Raw genomic sequence first — 20341 nt, 5'->3', positions numbered from 1 at the left:
GGGTATTAGGGAGGGTCTATGGCGCTTGGGCAACAACTGGTGCATCCCGATTGTCTGGCGTTTGTCGGGGTCGTTGAAGAATTGTTAGCGCGTCGTCAACAGGGCAACGTGCCGCACAATCGTTGGCAACACGACGACCCTTGGGGGCCACGCACTTGGAACCGCACCGAACTCGAAGATATGGTCTATAGCAGCTACAAACAGATGCGCAAAGGCCGCATTACGCGCCCGCCGCGCCGCGAAGTGGTAATGGATATTGGCGATTATCTGAATTGTACAATCGAGGAGCGCAATCGCTTATTAATTGCCGCTGATAGCTCGCCAATTATGCCGTATCTGACCGGCGCGGCACTCAGCCCAATTCTTGAAATTACGATTGAAATTGTGCAGCAACTGAGCATGCCAGCGTTTGTGATTAATCGCGATTGGCAGATGCACTATTTCAATCAGCATTTACTCAATTTATTTGGCATAACTCCCGAAATGCTGGCGGCGATTGATCCAACCCAGTTGAATGTTTTGGGTCTCTTATGCGATCCCACCTTGCCGCTCTACCAGCAGTTGATTCAGAATCGGGCTTCGTGGCAGCATATGCTGCGCAAAACGATCTATGGCTTTAAACAGGCCAATCTGCTGTGTCAATATGAGCCGTGGTATCAACAATTGGTTGCACGCTTGTTACAATTGCCCGAATTTGCCAGCCACTGGCCAACCGTCAGCCTTGATAAACCAATTCTGCCCCCAAGCGGCGGCTTTGAATCACCAACGATTGTGCTTGAGGCGCTAATTCCGCATACCCAGCCAACGCCCAAGCGAGCTTGGTTGCGACCTTTATTAATGTCGGCGGGCTATTTTCAATTTGATTTTCCACAAATTGTGGCTTTTTTGCCTGCCAATGCTGAGAGCCAAGCCATTTATGCCGAAATTGGCCTACCCTTGGGGATTAATCATAGCAACTAATAGTAAGGGATGAGGGATGAAGGATGAAGGATGAAGGATGAAGGATGAAGGATGAAAAACGTGGGGTCGGGTTTTAACGCAGAGGCGCAGAGAACCGATGGCGATAGGCTTTGGGCTATTGGCTTTCGGACATGGGTTGGAATAGCAAAAGCCAAAAGCCTATCGCCAAAAGCCTATCGCCTATAGCCTGCGTACACTTCGCGATCTTCGCGTTCTTCGCGGTTCCGATCCTTTGTGTGCCTTCGTGCCCTTCGTGGATCAATACTGCAATCCCTATGTTCTATGTTCTATGTTCTATGTTCTATGCTCTTTAACACATGGCCAAAGGACATTTTGTCCCTTGAGGCTGGGCTAGAATCCATTCAGCTATCGCGTTGCGACTAATATCGCTTTGTAGAAATGGATGGATTCATATGGCAAAGCCAACGATTGTGTTGATTCACGGTTTATTTGTTACCAAGCACTCATGGCAACCATGGGTTGAACACTATCAAGCCAAGGGTTATACAGTTTTAACGCCTGCTTGGCCAGGCCGCGATCATAGTGTGGCTGCATTGCAGCAACAGGCCAATGATCCAGCTTTGGCGCAGCACGATTTACGCGAAAGTATCGATTTTCATGCTCAATTTGTGCAGAGCCTGCCCGAAGAACCAATTGTCATTGGCCACTCAATGGGCGGCCTGATTACCCAAATTCTGGCGAATCGGCAATTAATTAGGGCTGGCGTGGCGATCGATTCTGCGCCGCCGCAGGGCGTGATCAGCACCAAATGGTCGTTTATCAAATCGGCCTTGCCGATGATGAATCCATTACGTTCAGCCAACAAGCCCTACTCGATGCCATTCGAGCATTTTCAATATACGTTTGTTAATGGCATGCCACTGGCCGAGCAACAGGCAATTTATCAAAGCCAAGTTGTGCCTGAATCGCTCAAAAACTTGCGTCAATCGTTGACCAGCGTCAGCAAGGTCGATTTCAAGGCCGAGCATGCGCCGCTGCTGTTGATTGCTGGCGAAATTGACCATATTATTCCTGCCTCGCTGAATTACAGCAACTATCGCAAATATCGCCACAGCCCAAGTTTGACCGATTTCAAGCAATTTGTTGGGCGCAACCACTATATTGTGGGCCAGCCAAACTGGCAAGAAGTGGCCGATTATGCGCTCAATTGGGTTGAAACCAAGGCTTTGGCTCAGCAAGCATTTGCCTAATAACAAGCAGCGAAGCGTAGCTTGATCGGAACAATCCATTGAGTTGATTATGCTGAAACGGAGCGTGGATCTCAATCGAAAAGACATAATGGTGGTAAGCTAAGGGTTAATCAATCGAGATGAGGTTGCGATGATTGAACAACGACCCTTAGCCGAACTTGCCAACGATCGTCGTTTTCCGCCTGATCCCCAATTTGGCTTGGTCTATGCCGCGCTGGCTGCTGGCAATTCGCAAGGCTGCTACTGGCACGCTGCAACCTGGAGCAGTTGTTGGGATCAAGCTAACAATGTGCTGTATTTGGCGGGCGAGCGTGCGCTCAATCAAGCTGAATTCAACCAACACTGGTTGCAAACAGTCGTTCCCGCTATGCCAGCGCGCCATGTGATTAAGCTGCGGTTGCTGCGCAATAGCCAACTAGAATTGAGTGATTTGCTTAGCCCCTACCAAGCCCAGCCAAGCAACAGCTATTTCTTTCGCGATCAAGAGCAAACCCTAGTCAATAGTCCATTGGCCAGCCAATTTGCACTGCGCCAGCTTGATGCTGAACTCTTGCAACTGCCAAGTGCTCAGCCAATTATCCAAGAAATTAGCTGGATGTGGCCGAGCCTTGAGCGATTTTTAGCCAATGGTTTGGGTTTGGCAATCTGTGTTGAACAAACAATTGTTGCCTGGTGCACCGCCGAATATCTAAGCGCGCAACGCTGCGGCTTAGGCATCGAAACCTTGGAAGCCTATCAAAAACAAGGCTTAGGGTTTCATTTGGCAAGCGCTATGCTTGCTGCCTGCCGCGGGCGTGGGCTGCAAGCCCATTGGGAATGTTCAAGCAAAAATCTTGCTTCATATCGGCTGGCCCAAAAGCTTGGTTTGCAGCAACAACCTGGCTTAATTAGCTATGGCTTGGTTTGGCTTTAGCTAGCCTTTGGCAAAGCCTGCAAGACACTTGACCATTCTGGGTAGCGATAAATTGGGTTGGCGACATGGTGATAGACAACTTCGCCTGCCCGATTGATCGCGACCGTGCCCCCAAGTCGGCGCATTGAGCCAGAGCCATTCAACAACTCCATGCCACCAACCAACAGCCGCGCTTGGCGAATCAACACTTGTGGCGAGAGCACTTCAAACCACGAACCTTCGCCAATATCGAAATAATCGTACACTTGCAAACTTTGGTCGATATAAATTGGGAAGGGAATGTTATACATCGAACGGAATCGCGACACTAATTCGGCGTTGCCCATCATCAGCACCGCAACTTGCCACCCAGCCTTTTCGAAGTCAGCAGCATGATCGCGCAGCTTCAAGAGCGTTTGGCGGCAAATGCCACAGCCAATATTGCGCATAAAAAAGACCAAAACCGGCTTTTCTTGCCAGAGTTGTTCAAATTCTACTCGTTCGCCTGCTTCATTTAAAATCCATAAATCGACCATCGATGTTGTTGCTACTGCTGTCATAATCGTATCCTAGCGCTCCACTATTCACTATCTAACCCTACGTGTAGCAAGCGCTAAAAGGATGTATTCAGCTTAAGCAGCTCGTTGTTGAGGCTGTTCCAGTAGGTGCAAAATGTCTTCCCAAGGCGGGTAGCGATGAATTGGGTTGGCAACATGGTGAAAGGCAATTTCTGCTTGCGGATTGAGCAACACGATTCCGCCAAGGCGGCGAATTGATTCGGCAGCAAGGTTGACCGATGAAGGAATGCCTTTGAAGGCTAGCAGCATTTGGCGGGCTAAAACATGTGGCCCTGCGACCGTCCAGAGCGAACCTTGGCCAATTTCAAAGGCTTCGTAGACCTGTTGCTTGGGGTCGGAATAGACGGCAAATGGCAGCTGGTTGAGCTGACGAAAGCCCTTGGCCATGGCTGCATCGCCCATCGTAATGATTGCAATTTCGCAATCGGCATTTGCAAAGCGCTGTTGATAGTCGCGCAAGCGATAGAGCTGTTGGCGGCAGAGGCCACAGCCAAGATGGCGCATCAGCATTAACAACATTGAACGGTTCTGATAGCGTTGCAGTAAATCCAGCTGCTGATCAGTTTCATCAATAACCAACAAACTGCGCTCGACCGATTGTCCTAGCATAAGCCACCCAATTCTAAAAAGAAAACTGCATCGCCCTCTATTCGTTGAAATCAAGCAAGGCAGATGCAGTTTTGGTTTAGTTATTGGATGTTGATTCGTTGTGTAGCCGTTGTTCGGCGATTTTGCGCAGCCCGCTTGCAGCCCGCCAAATAACTGCCACTAAAGCAATTGTGATCAGCAACCAGACGGCCCAAATCACCACGCCATACTTACTTTGACCTGCGGTAAAAGCCAATAATGGCAAGACACACATGGTTGGCGAAAAAAGCATTGCCAAAGCGATCGAACGGCGCAATTTGCGCTCTTCGGGGCTTAAGTTGGCACGATTGAGCGAACGTGGCTGCTGATCAGACGGTTGCATGCAATTTCCTTGTACTAATTGGTTGCAGGACAGAGAACTGGCTGATTGGATGGTTGGGCAATTTGCGAATCGCGCTCGTAAATCAAGGTTTGTTGATCGGCGTAAACCTCTTGCCACGCGGGGTTGGCTTGGACGGCGCTAACCAGATCTTTGCCGATTTCGCGATCAACCATAATGGTATTCATCGTATATTTCGCTAAGAGGCGTTCCCAATCATTGCCCGCCATAATGCACTTATATTCATTCCATTGGGCAATTGGGTACAACTCAACCCGCGTATCAACAAACACTGGCAATTGTTCGCCAGCCTGCCAGATCAAATAGCTGCTATAGCGCATTTCATGATAATAGGCTTGGCTTGGTGGGTTGGCTTGCAGAAAGGCTACTGCTTGAATTGGCGTTGCTGCGGTGGCTAATTCGGCATAAGGCAAATCGCCGCTTGCGCCATTTAATGCAGCAGGTATTGGCAACCAAATCCGAATGAGTGGCTGCACCAGCAAGCCAACGACAGCCAGCGCGATCGTTAACCAGGCAATTGCTTTGGGTGCGGGGGGATTGCGCTTGATCAATTTCAAACGTCCGCGCTGGACCAAGGCTTCGGCGATAATTGGGCCTGCGACCATGCCAAACCACAGCTGATAGCGAATGCCAGTCAAGGTTAATCCAATCATTGTGCCGATGATCAAGAGATCAGCAGTGCGCATTTTTTTCCAAACCACCACGATCATGACCACAGCAATAAAGACTACTGCAAGCAAAAACTGCGAAACGGGTTTGCTCAGGGTGGATAAAGGCGAAGCCCATTCGCTGATAAGTTCTTGGCTCGATGGATCGGTTAACAGCTTCCCGACATAGACTAAAACTCCCCAGCCCCGGGGATTGATCAGGGTTGCTGCAAGCATTGCTGCAAAGGCCAGCCAGAGTGCCCGCATTGTCGCGTAAATTGGCGCTTCAGGATGATCGCGCCGCCGATCGATGATTGCGCCAACTGCTGCTGCGCCGACCAGAATCGGCCCAAGCGTAAACGCGCCATGTAGGTTAACCCACGCTACTTCAATGATTGGCAGCAGCCATAAGGCTTTAGTCGACCAGCGTTCAGTGGCAACTTCGCTGACAATCACAAAGGTTGCAGCAAAAAGCAGCCATGAAAACATTTGTGGCCGAACATTCCAATTATTGAATGCGACGATTACCATAAATACGAGGCCAAGCATGGCAGCGCGACCATTGCCTTTTGCTCGGCGGAGGCTATGCCAGAGTAATAATCCGTAGGTTGCAATTAATAACATATTGCGCAATTGTAAAATTGCCACTAATCCACCAAGCTGATATGTCCACGAAAAAATAACTTCAGCCAACCAGCTTTGATAGAAAAATGGGGTATTGGCTTGGGTGGCAGAAAAAAGCCCAACCTCGGGAATCGTGCCTGTTTCACGAATGAGATCGCCAATTTTGAGATGCCACCAGAAATCTTCAGGATTGACCAGCCATAAACTGCCGCCAGCCATCGCGAGAGCGAAAAAGAGCAATGGCCACCAATAAGCTGAAGACCAAGATATGCGTCGGATAGGTTGCTCCTTCCTCTAAGGATGCTGAATGCTGCCTGAATTTTAGCATAGTTTGTTAAATGCCAAACACTGCTTGAACTTCAAGCAGTGTTTGGTGCTTTGGAATAATGATGAATTAAGCTTGGAGACTCGCTGCCAATTGATCGAAGAGCACGTCTTGGCGTGCTAATTCAGTTCGCAGTTGAATTTCGGCTTGGGCGGTTTGCAATGCGCGTTCGCGAGCTTGACGGGCCAATTCTGGCTCATCATAGCGTTTTGCGAGCGCAATTCGTTCAAGCCAACGTTGCGATTCAGCGGCGTAGCGTTGCGCTTGCCGCCGCGTGCGATCGCGTTCAACTGCTAATTGGAGAAAGGCCTGTTTAAGCTTGTTCATCACCGCCTGCCTTTTTCAAACGCCGAACGACGCGCATGCGACGTGCTGGTTGAGCCGATTGTTCAGTGCTTGGCGCTGGCGTAGGTGCTGGGTTATTCCGCGCAGTAATTGGCCCACGATCAGCGATATTTTCGCGTGGGGCTTGATCACGGCGTGGAGCTTGATCGCGGCGTGGAGCTGAGCGATCATCAAAGCCACGGCGGTCGTCACGGCCACGGTTATCAAAGCCACGGCGATCATCGCGGCCACGATTGTCAAAGCCACGGCGTTCAAACGAGCCTTGATTATTTGAGCGTCGGCCACCACCAAAGGTATTTTTAGGCCGATCATCGCCACGATGCGCCCGATCAAGGGCTAAGCCGCGCTCGCCACGGGGTCGATCATCGAAAAATTCTTCGCGCCGATTGGTGCGATCGAAGCCACTTGCATCGCGACGTGGGCCACGGTCACCAAAGCCGCCGCCTTCACGGCGCGGGCCGCGTTCGCCAAAACCGCCGCCTTCACGGCGCGGGCCACGGTCACCAAAGCCGCCACCTTCACGGCGCGGGCCACGGTCACCAAAGCCGCCACCTTCACGGCGCGGGCCGCGTTTGCCAAAGCCGCCTTCACGACGAGGACCGCGTTCGCCAAAACCGCCGCCTTCACGACGAGGACCGCGTTCGCCAAAACCGCCGCCTTCACGACGAGGACCGCGTTCGCCAAAGCCGCCTTCACGGCGCGGGCCACGGTCACCGAAATCGCCACCTTCGCGGCGCGGGCCGCGTTCGCCAAAGCCGCCTTCACGGCGCGGGCCACGGTCACCAAAATCGCGACGAGGACCGCGTTCGCCGAAATCGCCACCTTCGCGACGAGGGCCACGGTCACTAAATCCACCTTCACGGCGCAGGCCGCGTTCGCCAAAATCGCCGCCTTCACGGCGAGGACCGCGTTCGCCAAAGCCGCCTTCGCGGCGTGGACCACGTTCGCCAAAACCGCCACCTTCGCGGCGGGGGCCACGGTCACCGAAATCGCCACCTTCGCGGCGTGGACCACGTTCGCCAAAACCGCCACCTTCACGACGTGGGCCGCGCTCGCCAAAACCGCCTTCACGACGCGGGCCGCGTTCGCTAAATCCACCTTCGCGGCGTGGGCCACGGTCACCGAAATCGCCACCTTCGCGGCGAGGGCCACGCTCACCAAATCCACCTTCGCGGCGGGGGCCACGCTCACCAAAATCACGGCGGGGGCCACGGTCGCTGGGGCTGCCACCATCACGGCGGGGGCCACGGTCGCTAAATCCACCTTCGCGGCGAGGTTCTGGGCGACGGCTTGGGCGATCGGCGTTAGCGCGTTCTTCTTCGATTGAGAAATCTTCAAATGACATTGTATTTTCCTGTGAAGTAAAGTGAGGCGCTCGTTGTAAGCGCGGTTCAACATCAGCCCGACGTTCTACCAACTGTCCAGACCGATCAATGCGGCGCACTTGGCGGCGCTGTTTGCCACCCTCGGCGTTCTCTTGTGGGCGGACAGGAGTCCAAGCTTTGCTTTGCTTGCCGTGCATGCGCAAGCGGTCGATTTCGGTTGGCGTTAATGCACGCCATTCACCTGGTTTTAATTCGCCTAAACTGAGCGGGCCTTCGCGCAAGCGAATCAAGCGGCGGACTTCGAGGCCAAGGGCTTCGGCCACGCGGCGAATTTGGCGGTTCCGGCCTTCGTGAATAACCACCCGAACCCATGTCCCATCGGGTGTTTCATTCAACATTTCGATCCAAGCGGGTGCGGTTTTGCCATCGTCAAGCTCAACCCCATTGCGCCACTCGCGCAACTGCTCGACTGATGGAGTCTGATTTAACAAGGCCTGATATTCTTTTTCGACTTCAAACGATGGGTGGGTCAAACGAAAGGTCAGATCGCCATCATCGGTCATCAACAATAGCCCTTCGCTATCGTAATCGAGGCGACCTACGGGAAACAAACGATTGTGTGATTTAACCAAATCGGCGACTGTTTGGCGGCCTTCAGGGTCACTGAGCGTGGTCATGACGCTGCTTGGCTTGTTCAATAAGACGTAATGAAGCTCGGTTGGCGGGGTAATTCGTTCGCCATCAACTCGAATGTCATCTTTATCGGGGTCGATCTGGGTTCCTAATTCGCGTTGAACGCGCCCATTAACCGATACGCGTCCAGCCAACATCAAATCTTCGCAAGCCCGACGTGAATCTACGCCGGCCCGCGCCAAAAACTTATGTAAACGTTCCATTATTACTCCACAGGTCGTGGTTCTTACTGTTGGGGTCGTCAGTGCATGCTTGAATGATCGGGAGTACAGCGGACATCCGAACGATAATACGTGCATCAAGCGACGAGGTTCTTCACAGTGGTAGTGCCTCCTAACGGCACCTTTGGGCCATTATAACATAGCTTCGTGCAAAATACGCAAGTTTTTTGTTAAATGCTTAAAAGCAGCAACTGTTGGCCCAATCTCTAGCAGATTGTGCGCCAACAGTTGCTTATTCGCTGGTTAATTTAGTTTTTGCTTACAACGGGCAGAAAGAGTTGATGTTGTTCACGAATCACAAACATGCCACCACCATGATAGCTTAGCGCCACAATCGCCTCGTCATGCAACGCTGGCAGAATCCACGAATCGCGAGCGAGCAGTAAATTGGCAACAATTTGGGGGTTGCTTGGCTGGCGAATATCGATTTGCTGAATGCCACCATCTACGCCAATATACAGCTGATCATCGGCAACCACAACGCCATCAACCAAGCTACTTTCCAAGCGGCTAACTGCGGTTGGCGCTGTTGAGTCGCTAATATCGACAATTTCGAGGCCTGCGGTGGTTGCTACAAAGGCAAGGTTATCCTGGATTGCCACATCCATCGCAAACCAATTATCGGCATATTGGCCGAGCATTTGAATATTGTCTGGGTTGCGCACATCGAGAATCCGCAAGCCGCCCTCGTTATCTGCCACATACAGGGTTTGATCAACCACCGCGAGTTGAGCAACCTTGCTGGTGTAAAACTGGCTGTGCTCAACTGGATTAGCCAAATCCGTCAGATCAAAAATTCGTACGCTGCCACCAACCCCTTGATCGTTGATCGACTCGCCAACATAGACCATTGGGCCGTTGACCGCAATTGCCGCCGGAAAGCCAGCAGTTGTAAAGAAGCTGACTTGGATTGGTGCGGTCGGGTCGCTGACATCGATCACATAAATGCCATGGCTCCAATCGACCATATAGACCAATGAGCCTTGGACGGCAATATCGCTGACTGCATTGCGCTCGGTTGTGAGGTCGAAGCGCCCAACGACCGTTGGTTGGTTGGGGTTGCGCAAATCGACGATACACAAACCACGCCCCCAATCGGCAACATAGGCATAATCGCCGACGACTTGCAAGGCCACATTTTCTTTACAACCAGGGGTTTCGCTGTGGGTAAGCCGTGTGGGCGCTTGGCGATTGCTCCAATCGAACACATTCAGCTGGCCTGAACGGGTCAGCACATAGCCACGTTGTTGTTTGGCAATTAAGTTGGTTGGCCAGCCAAGAATCGTTTCGCTACTGGCGGCGATTTCGGTCGGCGTGATGGGATTGGTGATGTCCCAGGTGTGTAAGGCAAAATCCAGCCCAATCATGGCGAGGGTATTATCGCTTACTGCGAGTTGCATGCCAGCAACAGCATCGGTTTGGTTGATGATGCTTGGGTTGCTCGCATTGCGAATATCAACCACCCGCAGGCCTAGTTGGGTATTGACATACGCAAAATCATTGGTAATTTCAATATCTAAAATATCGCCCAGCGTAGTTGAACTTTTGAGCGTTGGGGTCATTGGCTCGCTCAAATCGAGAATATCGAGGCTATCGAAACCAGCAAGCCACGATTGAATGTTCAAAAATGCCTGATTGCCTTGAATCGTGACGTTGGCAATCCCATACTGGTTGAGTTGATTGACCAGCTGTGGTTGACGCGGATTCGTCAGGTCAAATACCTTCAAGCCATCATCAACTTGCACATAGACATAATTTTGATAGCTGAAAACTGTCATGGCCGATAATTCGAGTTGATAAAAGCTGACCAAGGTTGGGGTGAGCGGCGTGGCTAATGAAAAGGTTGCTAAGCCATGCTCGCGGCCATAGCCCAAGGCAGCGTACAAATATCCATCGCCAAGCGCTAAATCTTGCACCGTGGCTGGTAAGATGTCGCTTTGGTTGTAGAGGCTTGGCTGATCGGGGTTGCTAAGATCATAGGTGGCGATTCGGGGGCCGATGCCAACATAGGCTGCGTTGGCGGCAACGACCATGGTCGAGCTGTCGCCGCCAATTTGGCCAGTAATTGCCAATTGGCTGGGGCTAGACTGTGGGCTTTGGGCGGCCAGCGGAGTGGCGCGATGGCTGGCGATAGCTCCAACGACAAACGCAAGGAGCAGGCTACAACGAAGCAAACGATGAACCACTAATACCTCCAAAGGCAGTATGTCCCGAATACTGCTGCAAGAATCTGGGCCTGGTGTTGGCCATGATCAACCCAATTCCTCCCTCATTGCACCCCCCAACCTAAGTAAATCGAAGGCATATCAATAAAATCGCATATGCCTATGCAGGAATAACGTCAATGATTGAAATAAGTTCCCCTCACGCCAATTTTTCTTCAGCGTTGAGTGAAATCGAGGTAAGAGAAACTTCCAAGGGTAAGATTTGAAAATCCCCTCACCCCAACCCCTCGCCCGTTGGACGGGCGAGGGGCTTTAACGCTGTGGTTCGTCCAATTGTAGATAGCGGTTTCTATCTCGAATGACTCCCGTCCAACGGGCGAGGGGCTTTAACGCTGTGGTTCTTGCACCATTCCTTGGCTTGCCCATTGTGCTCCCCCTCGCCCGCGTCCAGTGGGAGAGGGGGCTGGGGGGTGAGGGAACGATCGGACATGGGTCGTCGCAATCTCTGCGCTATCGGCTGTAGTGGACAAGCAGCGAGGCCTAGAGTATGATGCGACCAACAGACGAGCTATCGAGCTTGGAGGGTCGCTGATGTACGAAGAAGTTGCGCGGATTGCTCTGGGTGCAGGAACTGAGGCAGTCCTCTCGCGCATCCAACCGCTTGCTTCTGAATTTGCCCAACCGCTTGAGGAGCTTTATCACCGATGGGGTGAAGATCCGGCGGTAGCATGGCGTTGGTCATTTGATATGCACCTGCGCCTTGTTGGGCTGCGCTTTAGCCAAGATGTATGGTATTTGGCCCAAGTGCAGGGACGGCCTGTGAGCGCTATGCTGCTGTGTCGTTCAAAATTCTGTCCACAATTGGGTTCGATTCATCGGGTCTATACAGCTGAGCCGTATCGTCGCCGGGGCTTGGCTAGTAAGTTGTTGAAGTTGGCGATTAACGATTTTGAGGCAAGTGGCGGCCAAGCGCTGATTATTAGCACTGAACATAATGATAGTGCCATGTCGTTTTATGAGCAGTATCATTTTGTGACGATTAATGAGAGCGAAAGTAGCCGCACAGGCAATCGCATTGCATGGCGCATTAGCGATGGCGATTCGCCCGAAAACTTCCTCAAGCATTTATTTGCGCCCAGTACCGCGGTCTTTATGCGATCATCGGATCGGGCCGATGTGCCATTGTTATTATCGTTGTTCAATGCGCCCGATAATCGGATTGTGCGCCATTACGGCTTGCAAATGCTTGGTGATGCCAACATTGGAGCCGACGATTTCTTTCCAGCCTTCGAGCAGCAAGAGGGCGATGTGGCGGTATTAACGGGCCTGACCGCAGCTAGCGGGGCGATTGTTGGCTGGGGCAGCATTATGCCACCAGTTTATCCATGGCCAAACCCCTATTACCAGCAACATCAGCTTTTGGTTGATTGTTATTTGGCCGCAGGCCATATCGAGCAAGCACCGATATTGTTGAATGAAATGCTGCGCCAATTACCAGCCAACCATTTTGCCAACCAGTTGATCGGGCATGTGCCGCTTGATCATCCGGCGTTGCCTGCGGCCTATGAGCAAGCAGGTTTCGAGCGAGTTGGGTTTATTCCTAAGGCCTATATCGATCCGCGCAATAATCAAGGCACTGATATCGCGCTCTATCTCCGCGAGCGATAATGCATGCGATTCATGATTTGTGTTCTTGTTTGTATTCTCTTGTCGAGTTGTGGGGCTGCTAGCTCGCCGACGGCCACGCCGCCAGCTGCCGCTGCTCCCACGCTTGGCACTATTTCGCTGATTATCTCGCGCGGTGGTGATTTGTGGCGCTTCGATTTGCCCGCTAAACAGTGGACGCAATTAACCAACGAAGCGCCCAATGCCTATTCAACCTTCCCCAGCATTGCCCCCGATGGCAAAAGCGTGGTCTATTCGTATCGGCCTCCTGTTCCAACCCCAAGCGCAGAACAGCCATTTGTGGTTCCAGTCAATCACGCCAACCAACTTTCGGTTGCTGGCGGAGCCAGCAAAGCGTTGTTTGTGCCCGAGGCTGGCAAACGCGATGGCCAGCAAATTTATGATTCACTCGATACGCCGGTTTGGTCGCCAGATGGCAAAACCTTGTATGGCGTGTATCAGACCTTGCGCTTTGATAACGATGGGGTCTTTTTGCAATCTGGGAGTTCAATCGTCGCAATTGATGTTGCTAGCAGCACGCAACAAACCATCGTTATGACCGGAACCTTTCCTGCGATTTCGCCAGATGGCAGGCAAATGGCGTTTGTGCGCACCCGTGATGGCATTTATCCAACCCTCTATCTCTACGATCTCCAAACCAAGCAAGAACGGGTGTTGTTTGACCAACCAGAATTGGTCAGTGCCTTGGAAGCGCCGATTTGGTCGCCAGATGGCAAAACGATTTATCTGGCCGCAAGCCCGTTGACACTTAGCCAACGCCAGCCAAGTTGGGTCGATTGGTTTGTCAAGCCTGCGGCGGCGCATGGGTTGGGTTGGCAAGTCTGGTCGGTCGATGTTGCATCTGGCCAAGGCAAAGCAGTCAATCGCGAAATCTTCGAAGATCCGCGGATTGTGCTCGATGGTTCGCTATTGTATGTTTGGACGTTCTCTGGCCTTTGGCAGATGGATTTGGCGGGCAATCCACCAGTTCTAATCGAAGAACCAGGCGATATCGGCGGCATGACGCGGGTTCCGTGATAAGAACATAGAACATAGAGCATAGAACATAGAACATAGGGGGCATGGCATTAAAGACGGTTTGCCCCCTCACCCCCAACCCCCTCGCCCACTGAACGCGGGCGAGGGGGAGCCGTAGTATTAACGAAGAATCGTTGCAAAACCACAGTATGAAAGCCCCTCGCCCGCGCCACGGGAGAGGGGTTGGGGTGAGGGGATCTTAACAACCTACTCTTGGAAGGTTCAGGAACTAGAATCCAAGGCTGTAGGCTATCGGAACATGCTTCGGGCAATTCGTGGACAAATTTTTAACGCAGAGGCGCAGAGAAGCGAAGGATGAAGGATGAATCCTAGAGCCAAAAGCCCATCTTCGCGTCCTTCGCGTCCTTCGCGGTTTCCGTCCTTCGTGCTCTTCGTTCCCTTCGTGGATCAAACGCTACCCCTTCGCTCCAGCTAAATTGAGCAAAACCCCTTCGAGCGCCAATTGAGGGCTGACATTCTCGCGAATTTGGGTCACTGCATCGTTGATGCCTTTGAGCGTTTTATGAATTGCTGGCAAGGGCAGGCGAGCGAGGTCTTGCAAATCCTCAACCCGATCGATATTAATTAGGCCTTGTTGCGTGCCAGCGGCGGTCAGCAGCACGTCGCGCCACCACACTTGCCATAATTCGAGCATGGCAAAAAGTTCATCGCGCTCGCGATTGGCTTTGCTCCAGCTTTCGGCCCATTTGAAGCGCTCGACCAATGGCTTACTTGGCAATTCGATCAAACTCTCAAGTTGTTCGGAGCGGGCTTGCAGTAGGTCGGGCGATTGGGCAACCGTCGCGGCCCAGCCAATGCGGCCTGCGCTCCAAGCGGCCACAATCGCCGCATCGGCGGGCGCAATCTGCCAACGTTCGATTAATGCTTGGGTCACTTGTTGGCGTGGCACTGGGCGCAATTTCAGCACATGGCAGCGTGAGGTGATTGTTGGCAACAAATCGCCAGCGCTATTGGCAACCAAAATCAAGGTGGCAAACGGTGGTGGTTCTTCAAGGGTTTTGAGCAAGGCATTGGCTGCTTGTTCGGTCATGGTTTCAGCATCGTGCATAATAAAAACCCGCCGTCGCCCTTCGTAGGGTCGCAGGGCAATATCGGCCTGCCATTCGCGCACGGTGTCAATGCCCAAGCGGGTTTTGACGCTTTCGCTGGCTTTTTGTTGGGCTGCTTGTTCGGCCAAGCCAACAATCCGCACATCGGGAAAATTACCTTTGGCGATGCGTTTGCAGGCGCGACATTCACCGCAAACATCGCCATTGTTGTGCTCACAATTGAGCGCTTGGGCGATGTGCAAGGCCAAGGTTGCTTTGCCAATATTGGGCAAACCGGTGAGCAAATAGGCATGGCTGGCCGAATGACGGGCAATTGCCAAGCGCAATAATTCGACCGCCCACTCATTTCCGATGATATTCCATGCTCCCACCGCTGTACGCTCCAATCCATCCAACGAATGATCTCGTTTGGCCATGATACCAACAAAATAGCGTAGTACCAAATTAGCCGAATGTGAGGTAGATAGATGCCAACGATTAGCCGTATGCAACCAGCCCAGATTGACCAAGCAGCCGCGTTTATGGCCCAATTTCAGGGCGAACCAAGCACCCACTTGGGTTTTGCTGGCGCGCAAGCCGACCAAATTGCCCAAACATGGCGTGAGCTAGAAGCCCCAATTGAGCAGCAATTTGCTTTGGCTAGCGCCGATGAACAATTGCAAGGCTTGATGGGCCTTGAGCAAATTTCGGATACTGGCCGTGCTTTCTTATGGGGGCCAATTGCCTTGGGCGCTGAGCGCTTTGAGCTTGCAGATCGCTTGCTGGCTGAATTATTGCCCGAACTTAAGCCCCATGTCACCATGATTGATATGTTTTGCAATTTGCAAAATCAATTTGTACGCGATTGGGCTGCGCGTCAGCAATTTTACCAGCGCAATACCCACGCAATTCTGGCCTACAAACGTTCACAATTAACTGATCATGCAACCGAGAGTGATGTTGAAGCGTTGCCAGCAGAATTACACGCAGCCTTCTGCGAATTGCATGATCAATTATTCCCCCAAACTTACTATAGCGGCAGCCAAATTCTCGAACGAATTAATCAGGATCGTCAAGTATTTATTATGCGTGACGGTGAACAATTGTTGGGCTATATTCATACTGAGCGCCAACCAGAATTTGCCGAAGCAGGGATTGAATTTGTTGGTGTTGCGCCGATTGCCCGTGGCCGTGGAATTGCCACCAAGATTATGCAGCATTGTTTGGAATGGATTTTTAGTGCACCTGAGATTCAGGAACTTGAATTAGTTGTTGACCAAGATAATCCAACGGCGCGCGGTTTATACGAAAAAGTTGGCTTTCGTTTATCTCATGAAATGGTTAGCTTACGTCGCGATGTCGTAGCACAATAACCTAATCCGTGTTGTTACTGATAAAAATAACGTGGATTACCACGTTATTTTTATTTTAAGCGCCAGTTCTTGCTATTTATCGATCAAATCTATATCAAATTGGGTGTATTAACGCCACAGATGAATGTTACCGTAGCGAGCTATATACATAACGATATATTAATTATTTTTATAACTTGGGTTATAATACAGCACGCATTGCGAGAAACATCCAAAATAACGTTGATTCTCCTTTCTCAACGATGCGCAGAGGAGTCTTTATGGAACGCCGGATGTTGTTACATCATCCAACCAGCGACCAATGGTTGGTGATTGCGGCGACCGATTCGCAAGTCTGTACCGCCGTATCAGAACCGCTCCACCCCGATCAGCTTGGTTTCCCCTTGGCTACGTTTCCATTGCACCCAGTTGCAGAGCATGGCGAGCCGGTCGATTTGGCCGAATATGTGTGTATTCGTACCAATCGCGAGGAAAGCAGTGCCCACGAAATTGCCGATATGCTGAATAGCGCAATAATGTTGGAGCTTGATCACAAGGCGGCAAACCTTGGCTTGGGCGAAGGCGATGCGCTTTTTGCCCAGCAACCTCAACGCTACATTCAAGAGATTGAGCAATGGCTCAATAATCCGCATTCAAATTTAAACCTCGAATTTTTGTTGATCGATCAAACCGAAACCCAAGCTCTTTTTCAAATTACCGATCCAACGACCCGTCAAGTTTGGCGCTTGACCCGCACCATGCCCAGTGCCGCTGCCAAGCCCGATGGGGTTGGCTGGGGCTGGTCGGCCTAATTTAAAATCCACCGTGGATCAGCGCTTGATCGATTCCCCTCACCCCCAGCCCCTCTCCCACTGAACGCGGGCGAGGGGAGTACCCGTGTTTACCAAGGCTTTGCGCAAGAACCACGAAGTTAAAGCCCCTCGCCCGCGCCACGGGAGAGGGGTTGGGGTGAGGGGATCAGGCTGTGTAATGAACTATTACAGCTAGGTTATAGTTTTTGCCCATGATTATGAATTGGCTGAATCAGAAAAAGCCCCAAACTATTAATTATCCCAGCGCCAGCCATAACAATCGGAATTGTTCCTGCTAAGTAGATGTAGCGTACATCGGTCATCAACCAGCCAATAATGCTCGTTGTACAAAGATAACTCAGCCCTTGTACTGCTATCCAATGCCACATACGATAGCCATAGCTATGGAGAATTCGTGCTTGAACAAAACCAATCAATCCACCAAGCAGGGTCATTAAGATTAATCGAGAAGGTAATAACTGTTGCACTGTAGCTATAGTCCGAGGGGTTTGATACATTCTATCGATTATAGAATTAAGCTGCAGCATAAAACTTAATATGCCAAAGCCCATGGCCGTAAACATTGTTTTCGAAATCCATGATGAAAATAATTGTGGATTAATTGTTCTTTTCAAAATCCAAGCTTGTCCAATGCTGATACTTCCAATACAAACAAATTCCATAAGCAAAAATAATCCAAAATATACAATTTCACCGCCATCAGGCTGATCTTGCACAAAAAACAGCATACTATACACACTCAAAAGCAGCGCTGGAATATGCACGCCAATCCAATACAGCCATGTGACGACTGGAATTCGCAGTCGTTGTGAGCGGGCATGGGCAACTTCATACATTCTCGACCTCTTTGCTTAATTATTTAGATTGTGTTTTGCGGATATACTCTGTTTTGGTTGTATGTTTAAAGCAAACCTTTAAGTCTTGATTTTGATTCGTGGTTTGGCTGGATAAAAAATAAGCCTATGCTAGTTATAAACATGGTTGTAATTGTGATAATCATAACTGCATAGTTTGATATTGCTAGATGCTTGTAGTAATCGAAAATATGGAGCAGCACTTTATGCATAACATATGCGCCAAGGTTTAGCACAACCCAGAAACGCATTGTATAACCATAGTATTTTGCGATGATAAATTGGGCAATTGCTATAAATAATGTTGCTTGAAATGTCGCAAATGGCCATAAAAAATAAAGTGATGCGCCAAACATGCGTTGGAACACGACCGATAAAACGATCGTAATCGGCCACCAAGCAATAAATAGGCGTTTTTTGGTCAATTTGCTGATTACCATTGCTTGTCCAGTTTGGATCAAGATAGTAGATACAATCAGCATTAATGGAATAAACATAATATCAGGAATTGCTGCATCATCAAGCCGAGCGAGCCAAGCAATGAGAAAGAGGCCAGGCAGATGGGCCGCTATCCATAGTCCTATGGTTGATAGTGGTAGTTGGCGCTTAACGGGTAACGCCGCTGAAATTTTGTACATGATTTCCCTCCCTCAACATATGTGGTTAGCCTAGCCGGTTGTCAATGGTTTTTGCATCAGAATATTGGGAATCGTCACGCGATCGAGCCATTTTGGTGAGCGATAGACCGTGCGATAGCCCAAGCGCTCGTATAATTTGGCCGCTTGCTGGTTATCAACGATCACTTGTAGTTGTGCGCCAGCAACCTTGCGCGCCGCTAATTGCTGCTCAACTGCCTGCATAATCGCCGCACCATAGCCTTGGCCGCGCTGCTGGGCACGCACCACAATCCCATGAATATAGGCATAGTCGGGGTTGAATTTTGGTGGTGGCATTAGCATCGAGGCCGCGACGGTGCTCAATAGATGCAGCGTATGCTTCAGGCCAATCAATTGCACCGCCATGTTCAATGTGCCGCGTGGCACTCGATCAGGGGCTGGCTCGTTGGGGAATTGAATGCCTGCCATGCCGACAATCTCGCCTGCTTGATTGCGCACGACATAGCGCCCGCGCACGCCAGCAAAATTGTTGGCATGCAAGGTGTAGCGCAACAAGGCTTGGCGTTGGCTATCGGCTCCACGCAACGAATCGGGCAATTCTGCATCATATAAATCGAGCAACAATTCGCCCAAAATCGCCAAATCGTTGGCGTTGGCTGGGCGTAATTCGACAGTTGGTTGATTGTGTGGCATTGCTAACTCCGCCCCATAGCGCGAATCGCTGGCTCGGCCAAGGCGCGATCTAAGCCATCGCCAGCATGAATGCGATAGACTGGCACCCGTAGTTCGGCCAGGCGAGCAAAGGTTGGCTCGGGGTCGCGCCAGCCGCCAAACGATTTGCCATCGAGAAACATAATTGAAGCTCGTGCACCGCGATAGACCAAGCGTTGTACCGCCGCTACCCAACGCTCATCAAGCGCCGCCGTGATGATCAACAACGAGGAATTACGGCCAAAACGTTGGCTTTCAGCGGCCAATAATTCAGCTAACGAGGTGTTGCTAGTGGCATGCAGCATCGCCAATGGCTCTAAAATTTTATATAGCTGGCGAGCTTCGCGCTCAGGCAGAATAATTTCCCGTTGTGCCCCGTAGGTCAATAAGCCGACGCTGCGATTGAGCCGCAACAAATGGCGGGCCAACGAAGCTGCCAAGGTAATGCTATATTCCTCGGTGGTATTGGGAATTGCAATCTTGCCTTGTAAGCTTTTGATAATCGCCGGAATCGCTGCATCGGGCTGGCCGTGGTGAAAACGCTCTTCCATATCCAAGATGATCCAGACATCTGCCGAGGGATCAAGCTCGAACTCTTTGACCATCAACGCACCAGTACGGGCGGTTGAACGCCAGTGAATGCGGTTGAAGCTATCGCCTGGCACATATTGGCGCACGGTCGAAACATTCGGCGTAACGTGAAACGTGCGCGAACGCACATCTTGGCCGCCAATTAGCTCAGCAGTTGGTAACTCGAATTTGGGCAAATCGACGGTTGCCGGATAGACCAAGAGATCGTGGGTCAGATCGACCATTTTGTGCAGTTGAAAGATACCAAATGGATCGCCGCTGCGTACCGAAACTGGCCCCAAGCGCCATTTGCCGCGCAAGGTGCAGGGCGTGCGCACCATCCAACGTCGTTTCTCTCGGCCTGGAATATAGCTCACAAAGCCCGAGCCATGCGACGGCAAATCGGAGTGATCGCGCACTTCGACCCAAAGCTTGGGCAATGGCCAGGTATTGTAAATGGTGATGCGTTCGCGCACTGTTTCGCCAACTTGGGCGCGGGTGGTGCTCGATTCGCGCTCAATCTCGAGGCCTTCGAGGTTGCTCCAAGCCCAAGCATAGGCAATCACCAACAACCCAAGCAGGGTGTAGGTCAAGTAATAAAAGAAGGGAATATTACTCGAAAGCCCAGTCAGAAATAGAACGACGGCCAAGCTGAGAATGCCTAATGCCCGCATATGC

Annotated in this window: 19 protein-coding genes; 7 read left to right on the top strand and 12 right to left on the bottom strand. The window is 51.2% G+C overall.

What is annotated here, in order from left to right:
* The first annotated feature begins 18 nt into the window (after nucleotides 1-18).
* From ACFMKP_RS09765 to ACFMKP_RS09755, 3 genes are all read left to right on the top strand, one after another.
* Entirely contained in the window at nucleotides 19-960 is a 942-nt protein-coding gene (locus ACFMKP_RS09765; RefSeq protein ID WP_382291367.1) for a PAS domain-containing protein, read from the top strand.
* Nucleotides 961-1373: 413 nt separating this feature from the next.
* A complete protein-coding gene (locus ACFMKP_RS09760; protein WP_382291365.1) occupies nucleotides 1374-2171 on the top strand; it encodes an alpha/beta hydrolase in 798 nt (265 codons plus the stop codon).
* A gap of 130 nt (nucleotides 2172-2301) precedes the next feature.
* A complete protein-coding gene (locus ACFMKP_RS09755; protein ID WP_382291363.1) occupies nucleotides 2302-3084 on the top strand; it encodes a GNAT family N-acetyltransferase in 783 nt (260 codons plus the stop codon).
* On the opposite strand, the gene ACFMKP_RS09750 is transcribed toward ACFMKP_RS09755, so the two are convergent.
* From ACFMKP_RS09750 to ACFMKP_RS09720, 7 genes are all read right to left on the bottom strand, one after another.
* Entirely contained in the window at nucleotides 3081-3623 is a 543-nt protein-coding gene (locus tag ACFMKP_RS09750; protein ID WP_382291361.1) for a redoxin domain-containing protein, read from the bottom strand. The two genes, ACFMKP_RS09755 and ACFMKP_RS09750, sit on opposite strands and share 4 nt — an antisense overlap.
* 72 nt (nucleotides 3624-3695) lie before the next feature.
* Nucleotides 3696-4250: an AhpC/TSA family protein gene (locus ACFMKP_RS09745; RefSeq protein ID WP_382291359.1), complete on the bottom strand. Its 555-nt coding sequence runs from the start codon at nucleotides 4248-4250 to the stop codon at nucleotides 3696-3698.
* Nucleotides 4251-4326: 76 nt separating this feature from the next.
* Complete coding sequence (locus ACFMKP_RS09740) at nucleotides 4327-4611, bottom strand: hypothetical protein (protein ID WP_382291357.1); 285 nt, start codon at nucleotides 4609-4611, stop codon at nucleotides 4327-4329.
* Between the two features lie 14 nt (nucleotides 4612-4625).
* Nucleotides 4626-6140 (bottom strand): hypothetical protein, encoded by a 1515-nt coding sequence (locus tag ACFMKP_RS09735; protein ID WP_382291355.1) that lies wholly within the window; start codon nucleotides 6138-6140, stop codon nucleotides 4626-4628.
* A gap of 154 nt (nucleotides 6141-6294) precedes the next feature.
* Nucleotides 6295-6552, bottom strand: a complete 258-nt coding sequence (locus tag ACFMKP_RS09730) for a hypothetical protein (RefSeq protein WP_382291353.1) — start codon at nucleotides 6550-6552, stop codon at nucleotides 6295-6297.
* Nucleotides 6539-8791 carry a pseudouridine synthase gene (locus ACFMKP_RS09725; protein WP_382291351.1) on the bottom strand — a complete coding sequence of 751 codons (2253 nt, stop codon included), beginning with the start codon at nucleotides 8789-8791 and terminating at the stop codon, nucleotides 6539-6541. The genes ACFMKP_RS09730 and ACFMKP_RS09725 overlap by 14 nt, the downstream gene beginning before the upstream one ends.
* 266 nt (nucleotides 8792-9057) lie before the next feature.
* Nucleotides 9058-10995 carry an LVIVD repeat-containing protein gene (locus ACFMKP_RS09720; RefSeq protein WP_382291349.1) on the bottom strand — a complete coding sequence of 646 codons (1938 nt, stop codon included), beginning with the start codon at nucleotides 10993-10995 and terminating at the stop codon, nucleotides 9058-9060.
* Nucleotides 10996-11565: 570 nt separating this feature from the next.
* On the opposite strand from ACFMKP_RS09720, the gene ACFMKP_RS09715 reads away from it, so the two are divergent.
* Together ACFMKP_RS09715 and ACFMKP_RS09710 are read left to right on the top strand one after the other, a co-directional pair.
* Nucleotides 11566-12642, top strand: a complete 1077-nt coding sequence (locus tag ACFMKP_RS09715) for a GNAT family N-acetyltransferase (protein WP_054534508.1) — start codon at nucleotides 11566-11568, stop codon at nucleotides 12640-12642.
* A 12-nt stretch (nucleotides 12643-12654) separates the two neighbouring features.
* Complete coding sequence (locus ACFMKP_RS09710; RefSeq protein WP_382291346.1) at nucleotides 12655-13677, top strand: TolB family protein; 1023 nt, start codon at nucleotides 12655-12657, stop codon at nucleotides 13675-13677.
* Between the two features lie 415 nt (nucleotides 13678-14092).
* On the opposite strand, the gene holB is transcribed toward ACFMKP_RS09710, so the two are convergent.
* Nucleotides 14093-15163: a DNA polymerase III subunit delta' gene (holB, locus tag ACFMKP_RS09705; protein ID WP_382291344.1), complete on the bottom strand. Its 1071-nt coding sequence runs from the start codon at nucleotides 15161-15163 to the stop codon at nucleotides 14093-14095.
* 51 nt (nucleotides 15164-15214) lie between these two features.
* On the opposite strand from holB, the gene ACFMKP_RS09700 reads away from it, so the two are divergent.
* Together ACFMKP_RS09700 and ACFMKP_RS09695 are read left to right on the top strand one after the other, a co-directional pair.
* The gene (locus tag ACFMKP_RS09700) at nucleotides 15215-16099 is read left to right on the top strand and encodes a GNAT family N-acetyltransferase (protein WP_382291342.1); all 885 of its coding nucleotides are present in this window, start codon (nucleotides 15215-15217) and stop codon (nucleotides 16097-16099) included.
* 260 nt (nucleotides 16100-16359) lie between these two features.
* On the top strand, nucleotides 16360-16890 hold the full coding sequence (locus ACFMKP_RS09695; protein ID WP_382291340.1) for a hypothetical protein: 531 nt from the start codon (nucleotides 16360-16362) through the stop codon (nucleotides 16888-16890).
* Nucleotides 16891-17087: 197 nt separating this feature from the next.
* Here the strand turns inward: ACFMKP_RS09695 and ACFMKP_RS09690 are convergent, their stop codons facing one another.
* The 4 genes from ACFMKP_RS09690 to ACFMKP_RS09675 all read right to left on the bottom strand — a co-directional run bounded on the left by ACFMKP_RS09690 (nucleotide 17088) and on the right by ACFMKP_RS09675 (nucleotide 20337).
* A complete protein-coding gene (locus tag ACFMKP_RS09690; RefSeq protein ID WP_382291338.1) occupies nucleotides 17088-17747 on the bottom strand; it encodes a hypothetical protein in 660 nt (219 codons plus the stop codon).
* 65 nt (nucleotides 17748-17812) lie between these two features.
* Complete coding sequence (locus ACFMKP_RS09685; protein ID WP_382291336.1) at nucleotides 17813-18403, bottom strand: hypothetical protein; 591 nt, start codon at nucleotides 18401-18403, stop codon at nucleotides 17813-17815.
* A gap of 30 nt (nucleotides 18404-18433) precedes the next feature.
* On the bottom strand, nucleotides 18434-19075 hold the full coding sequence (locus ACFMKP_RS09680; protein WP_382291334.1) for a GNAT family N-acetyltransferase: 642 nt from the start codon (nucleotides 19073-19075) through the stop codon (nucleotides 18434-18436).
* 2 nt (nucleotides 19076-19077) lie between these two features.
* Complete coding sequence (locus tag ACFMKP_RS09675; RefSeq protein WP_054534515.1) at nucleotides 19078-20337, bottom strand: DUF58 domain-containing protein; 1260 nt, start codon at nucleotides 20335-20337, stop codon at nucleotides 19078-19080.
* Nucleotides 20338-20341 lie beyond the last annotated feature (4 nt).

The organism is Herpetosiphon sp. NSE202, assembly GCF_042688385.1.
In the GTDB taxonomy this organism is placed as follows: Bacteria; Chloroflexota; Chloroflexia; order Chloroflexales; family Herpetosiphonaceae; genus Herpetosiphon.
This window is presented reverse-complemented; position numbering and strand designations above follow the sequence as displayed.

Excerpts from the sequence above, each read along its gene's own strand:
- ACFMKP_RS09765 (WP_382291367.1), top strand. The coding sequence starts at position 19 with ATGGCGCTTGGGCAACAACTGGTGCATCCCGATTGTCTGGCGTTTGTC.
- ACFMKP_RS09760 (WP_382291365.1), top strand. The coding sequence starts at position 1,374 with ATGGCAAAGCCAACGATTGTGTTGATTCACGGTTTATTTGTTACCAAG.
- ACFMKP_RS09755 (WP_382291363.1), top strand. The coding sequence starts at position 2,302 with ATGATTGAACAACGACCCTTAGCCGAACTTGCCAACGATCGTCGTTTT.
- ACFMKP_RS09750 (WP_382291361.1), bottom strand. The coding sequence starts at position 3,623 with ATGACAGCAGTAGCAACAACATCGATGGTCGATTTATGGATTTTAAAT.
- ACFMKP_RS09745 (WP_382291359.1), bottom strand. The coding sequence starts at position 4,250 with ATGCTAGGACAATCGGTCGAGCGCAGTTTGTTGGTTATTGATGAAACT.
- ACFMKP_RS09740 (WP_382291357.1), bottom strand. The coding sequence starts at position 4,611 with ATGCAACCGTCTGATCAGCAGCCACGTTCGCTCAATCGTGCCAACTTA.
- ACFMKP_RS09730 (WP_382291353.1), bottom strand. The coding sequence starts at position 6,552 with ATGAACAAGCTTAAACAGGCCTTTCTCCAATTAGCAGTTGAACGCGAT.
- ACFMKP_RS09725 (WP_382291351.1), bottom strand. The coding sequence starts at position 8,791 with ATGGAACGTTTACATAAGTTTTTGGCGCGGGCCGGCGTAGATTCACGT.
- ACFMKP_RS09715 (WP_054534508.1), top strand. The coding sequence starts at position 11,566 with ATGTACGAAGAAGTTGCGCGGATTGCTCTGGGTGCAGGAACTGAGGCA.
- ACFMKP_RS09710 (WP_382291346.1), top strand. The coding sequence starts at position 12,655 with ATGATTTGTGTTCTTGTTTGTATTCTCTTGTCGAGTTGTGGGGCTGCT.
- holB (WP_382291344.1), bottom strand. The coding sequence starts at position 15,163 with ATGGCCAAACGAGATCATTCGTTGGATGGATTGGAGCGTACAGCGGTG.
- ACFMKP_RS09700 (WP_382291342.1), top strand. The coding sequence starts at position 15,215 with ATGCCAACGATTAGCCGTATGCAACCAGCCCAGATTGACCAAGCAGCC.
- ACFMKP_RS09695 (WP_382291340.1), top strand. The coding sequence starts at position 16,360 with ATGGAACGCCGGATGTTGTTACATCATCCAACCAGCGACCAATGGTTG.
- ACFMKP_RS09690 (WP_382291338.1), bottom strand. The coding sequence starts at position 17,747 with ATGTATGAAGTTGCCCATGCCCGCTCACAACGACTGCGAATTCCAGTC.
- ACFMKP_RS09685 (WP_382291336.1), bottom strand. The coding sequence starts at position 18,403 with ATGTACAAAATTTCAGCGGCGTTACCCGTTAAGCGCCAACTACCACTA.
- ACFMKP_RS09680 (WP_382291334.1), bottom strand. The coding sequence starts at position 19,075 with ATGCCACACAATCAACCAACTGTCGAATTACGCCCAGCCAACGCCAAC.
- ACFMKP_RS09675 (WP_054534515.1), bottom strand. The coding sequence starts at position 20,337 with ATGCGGGCATTAGGCATTCTCAGCTTGGCCGTCGTTCTATTTCTGACT.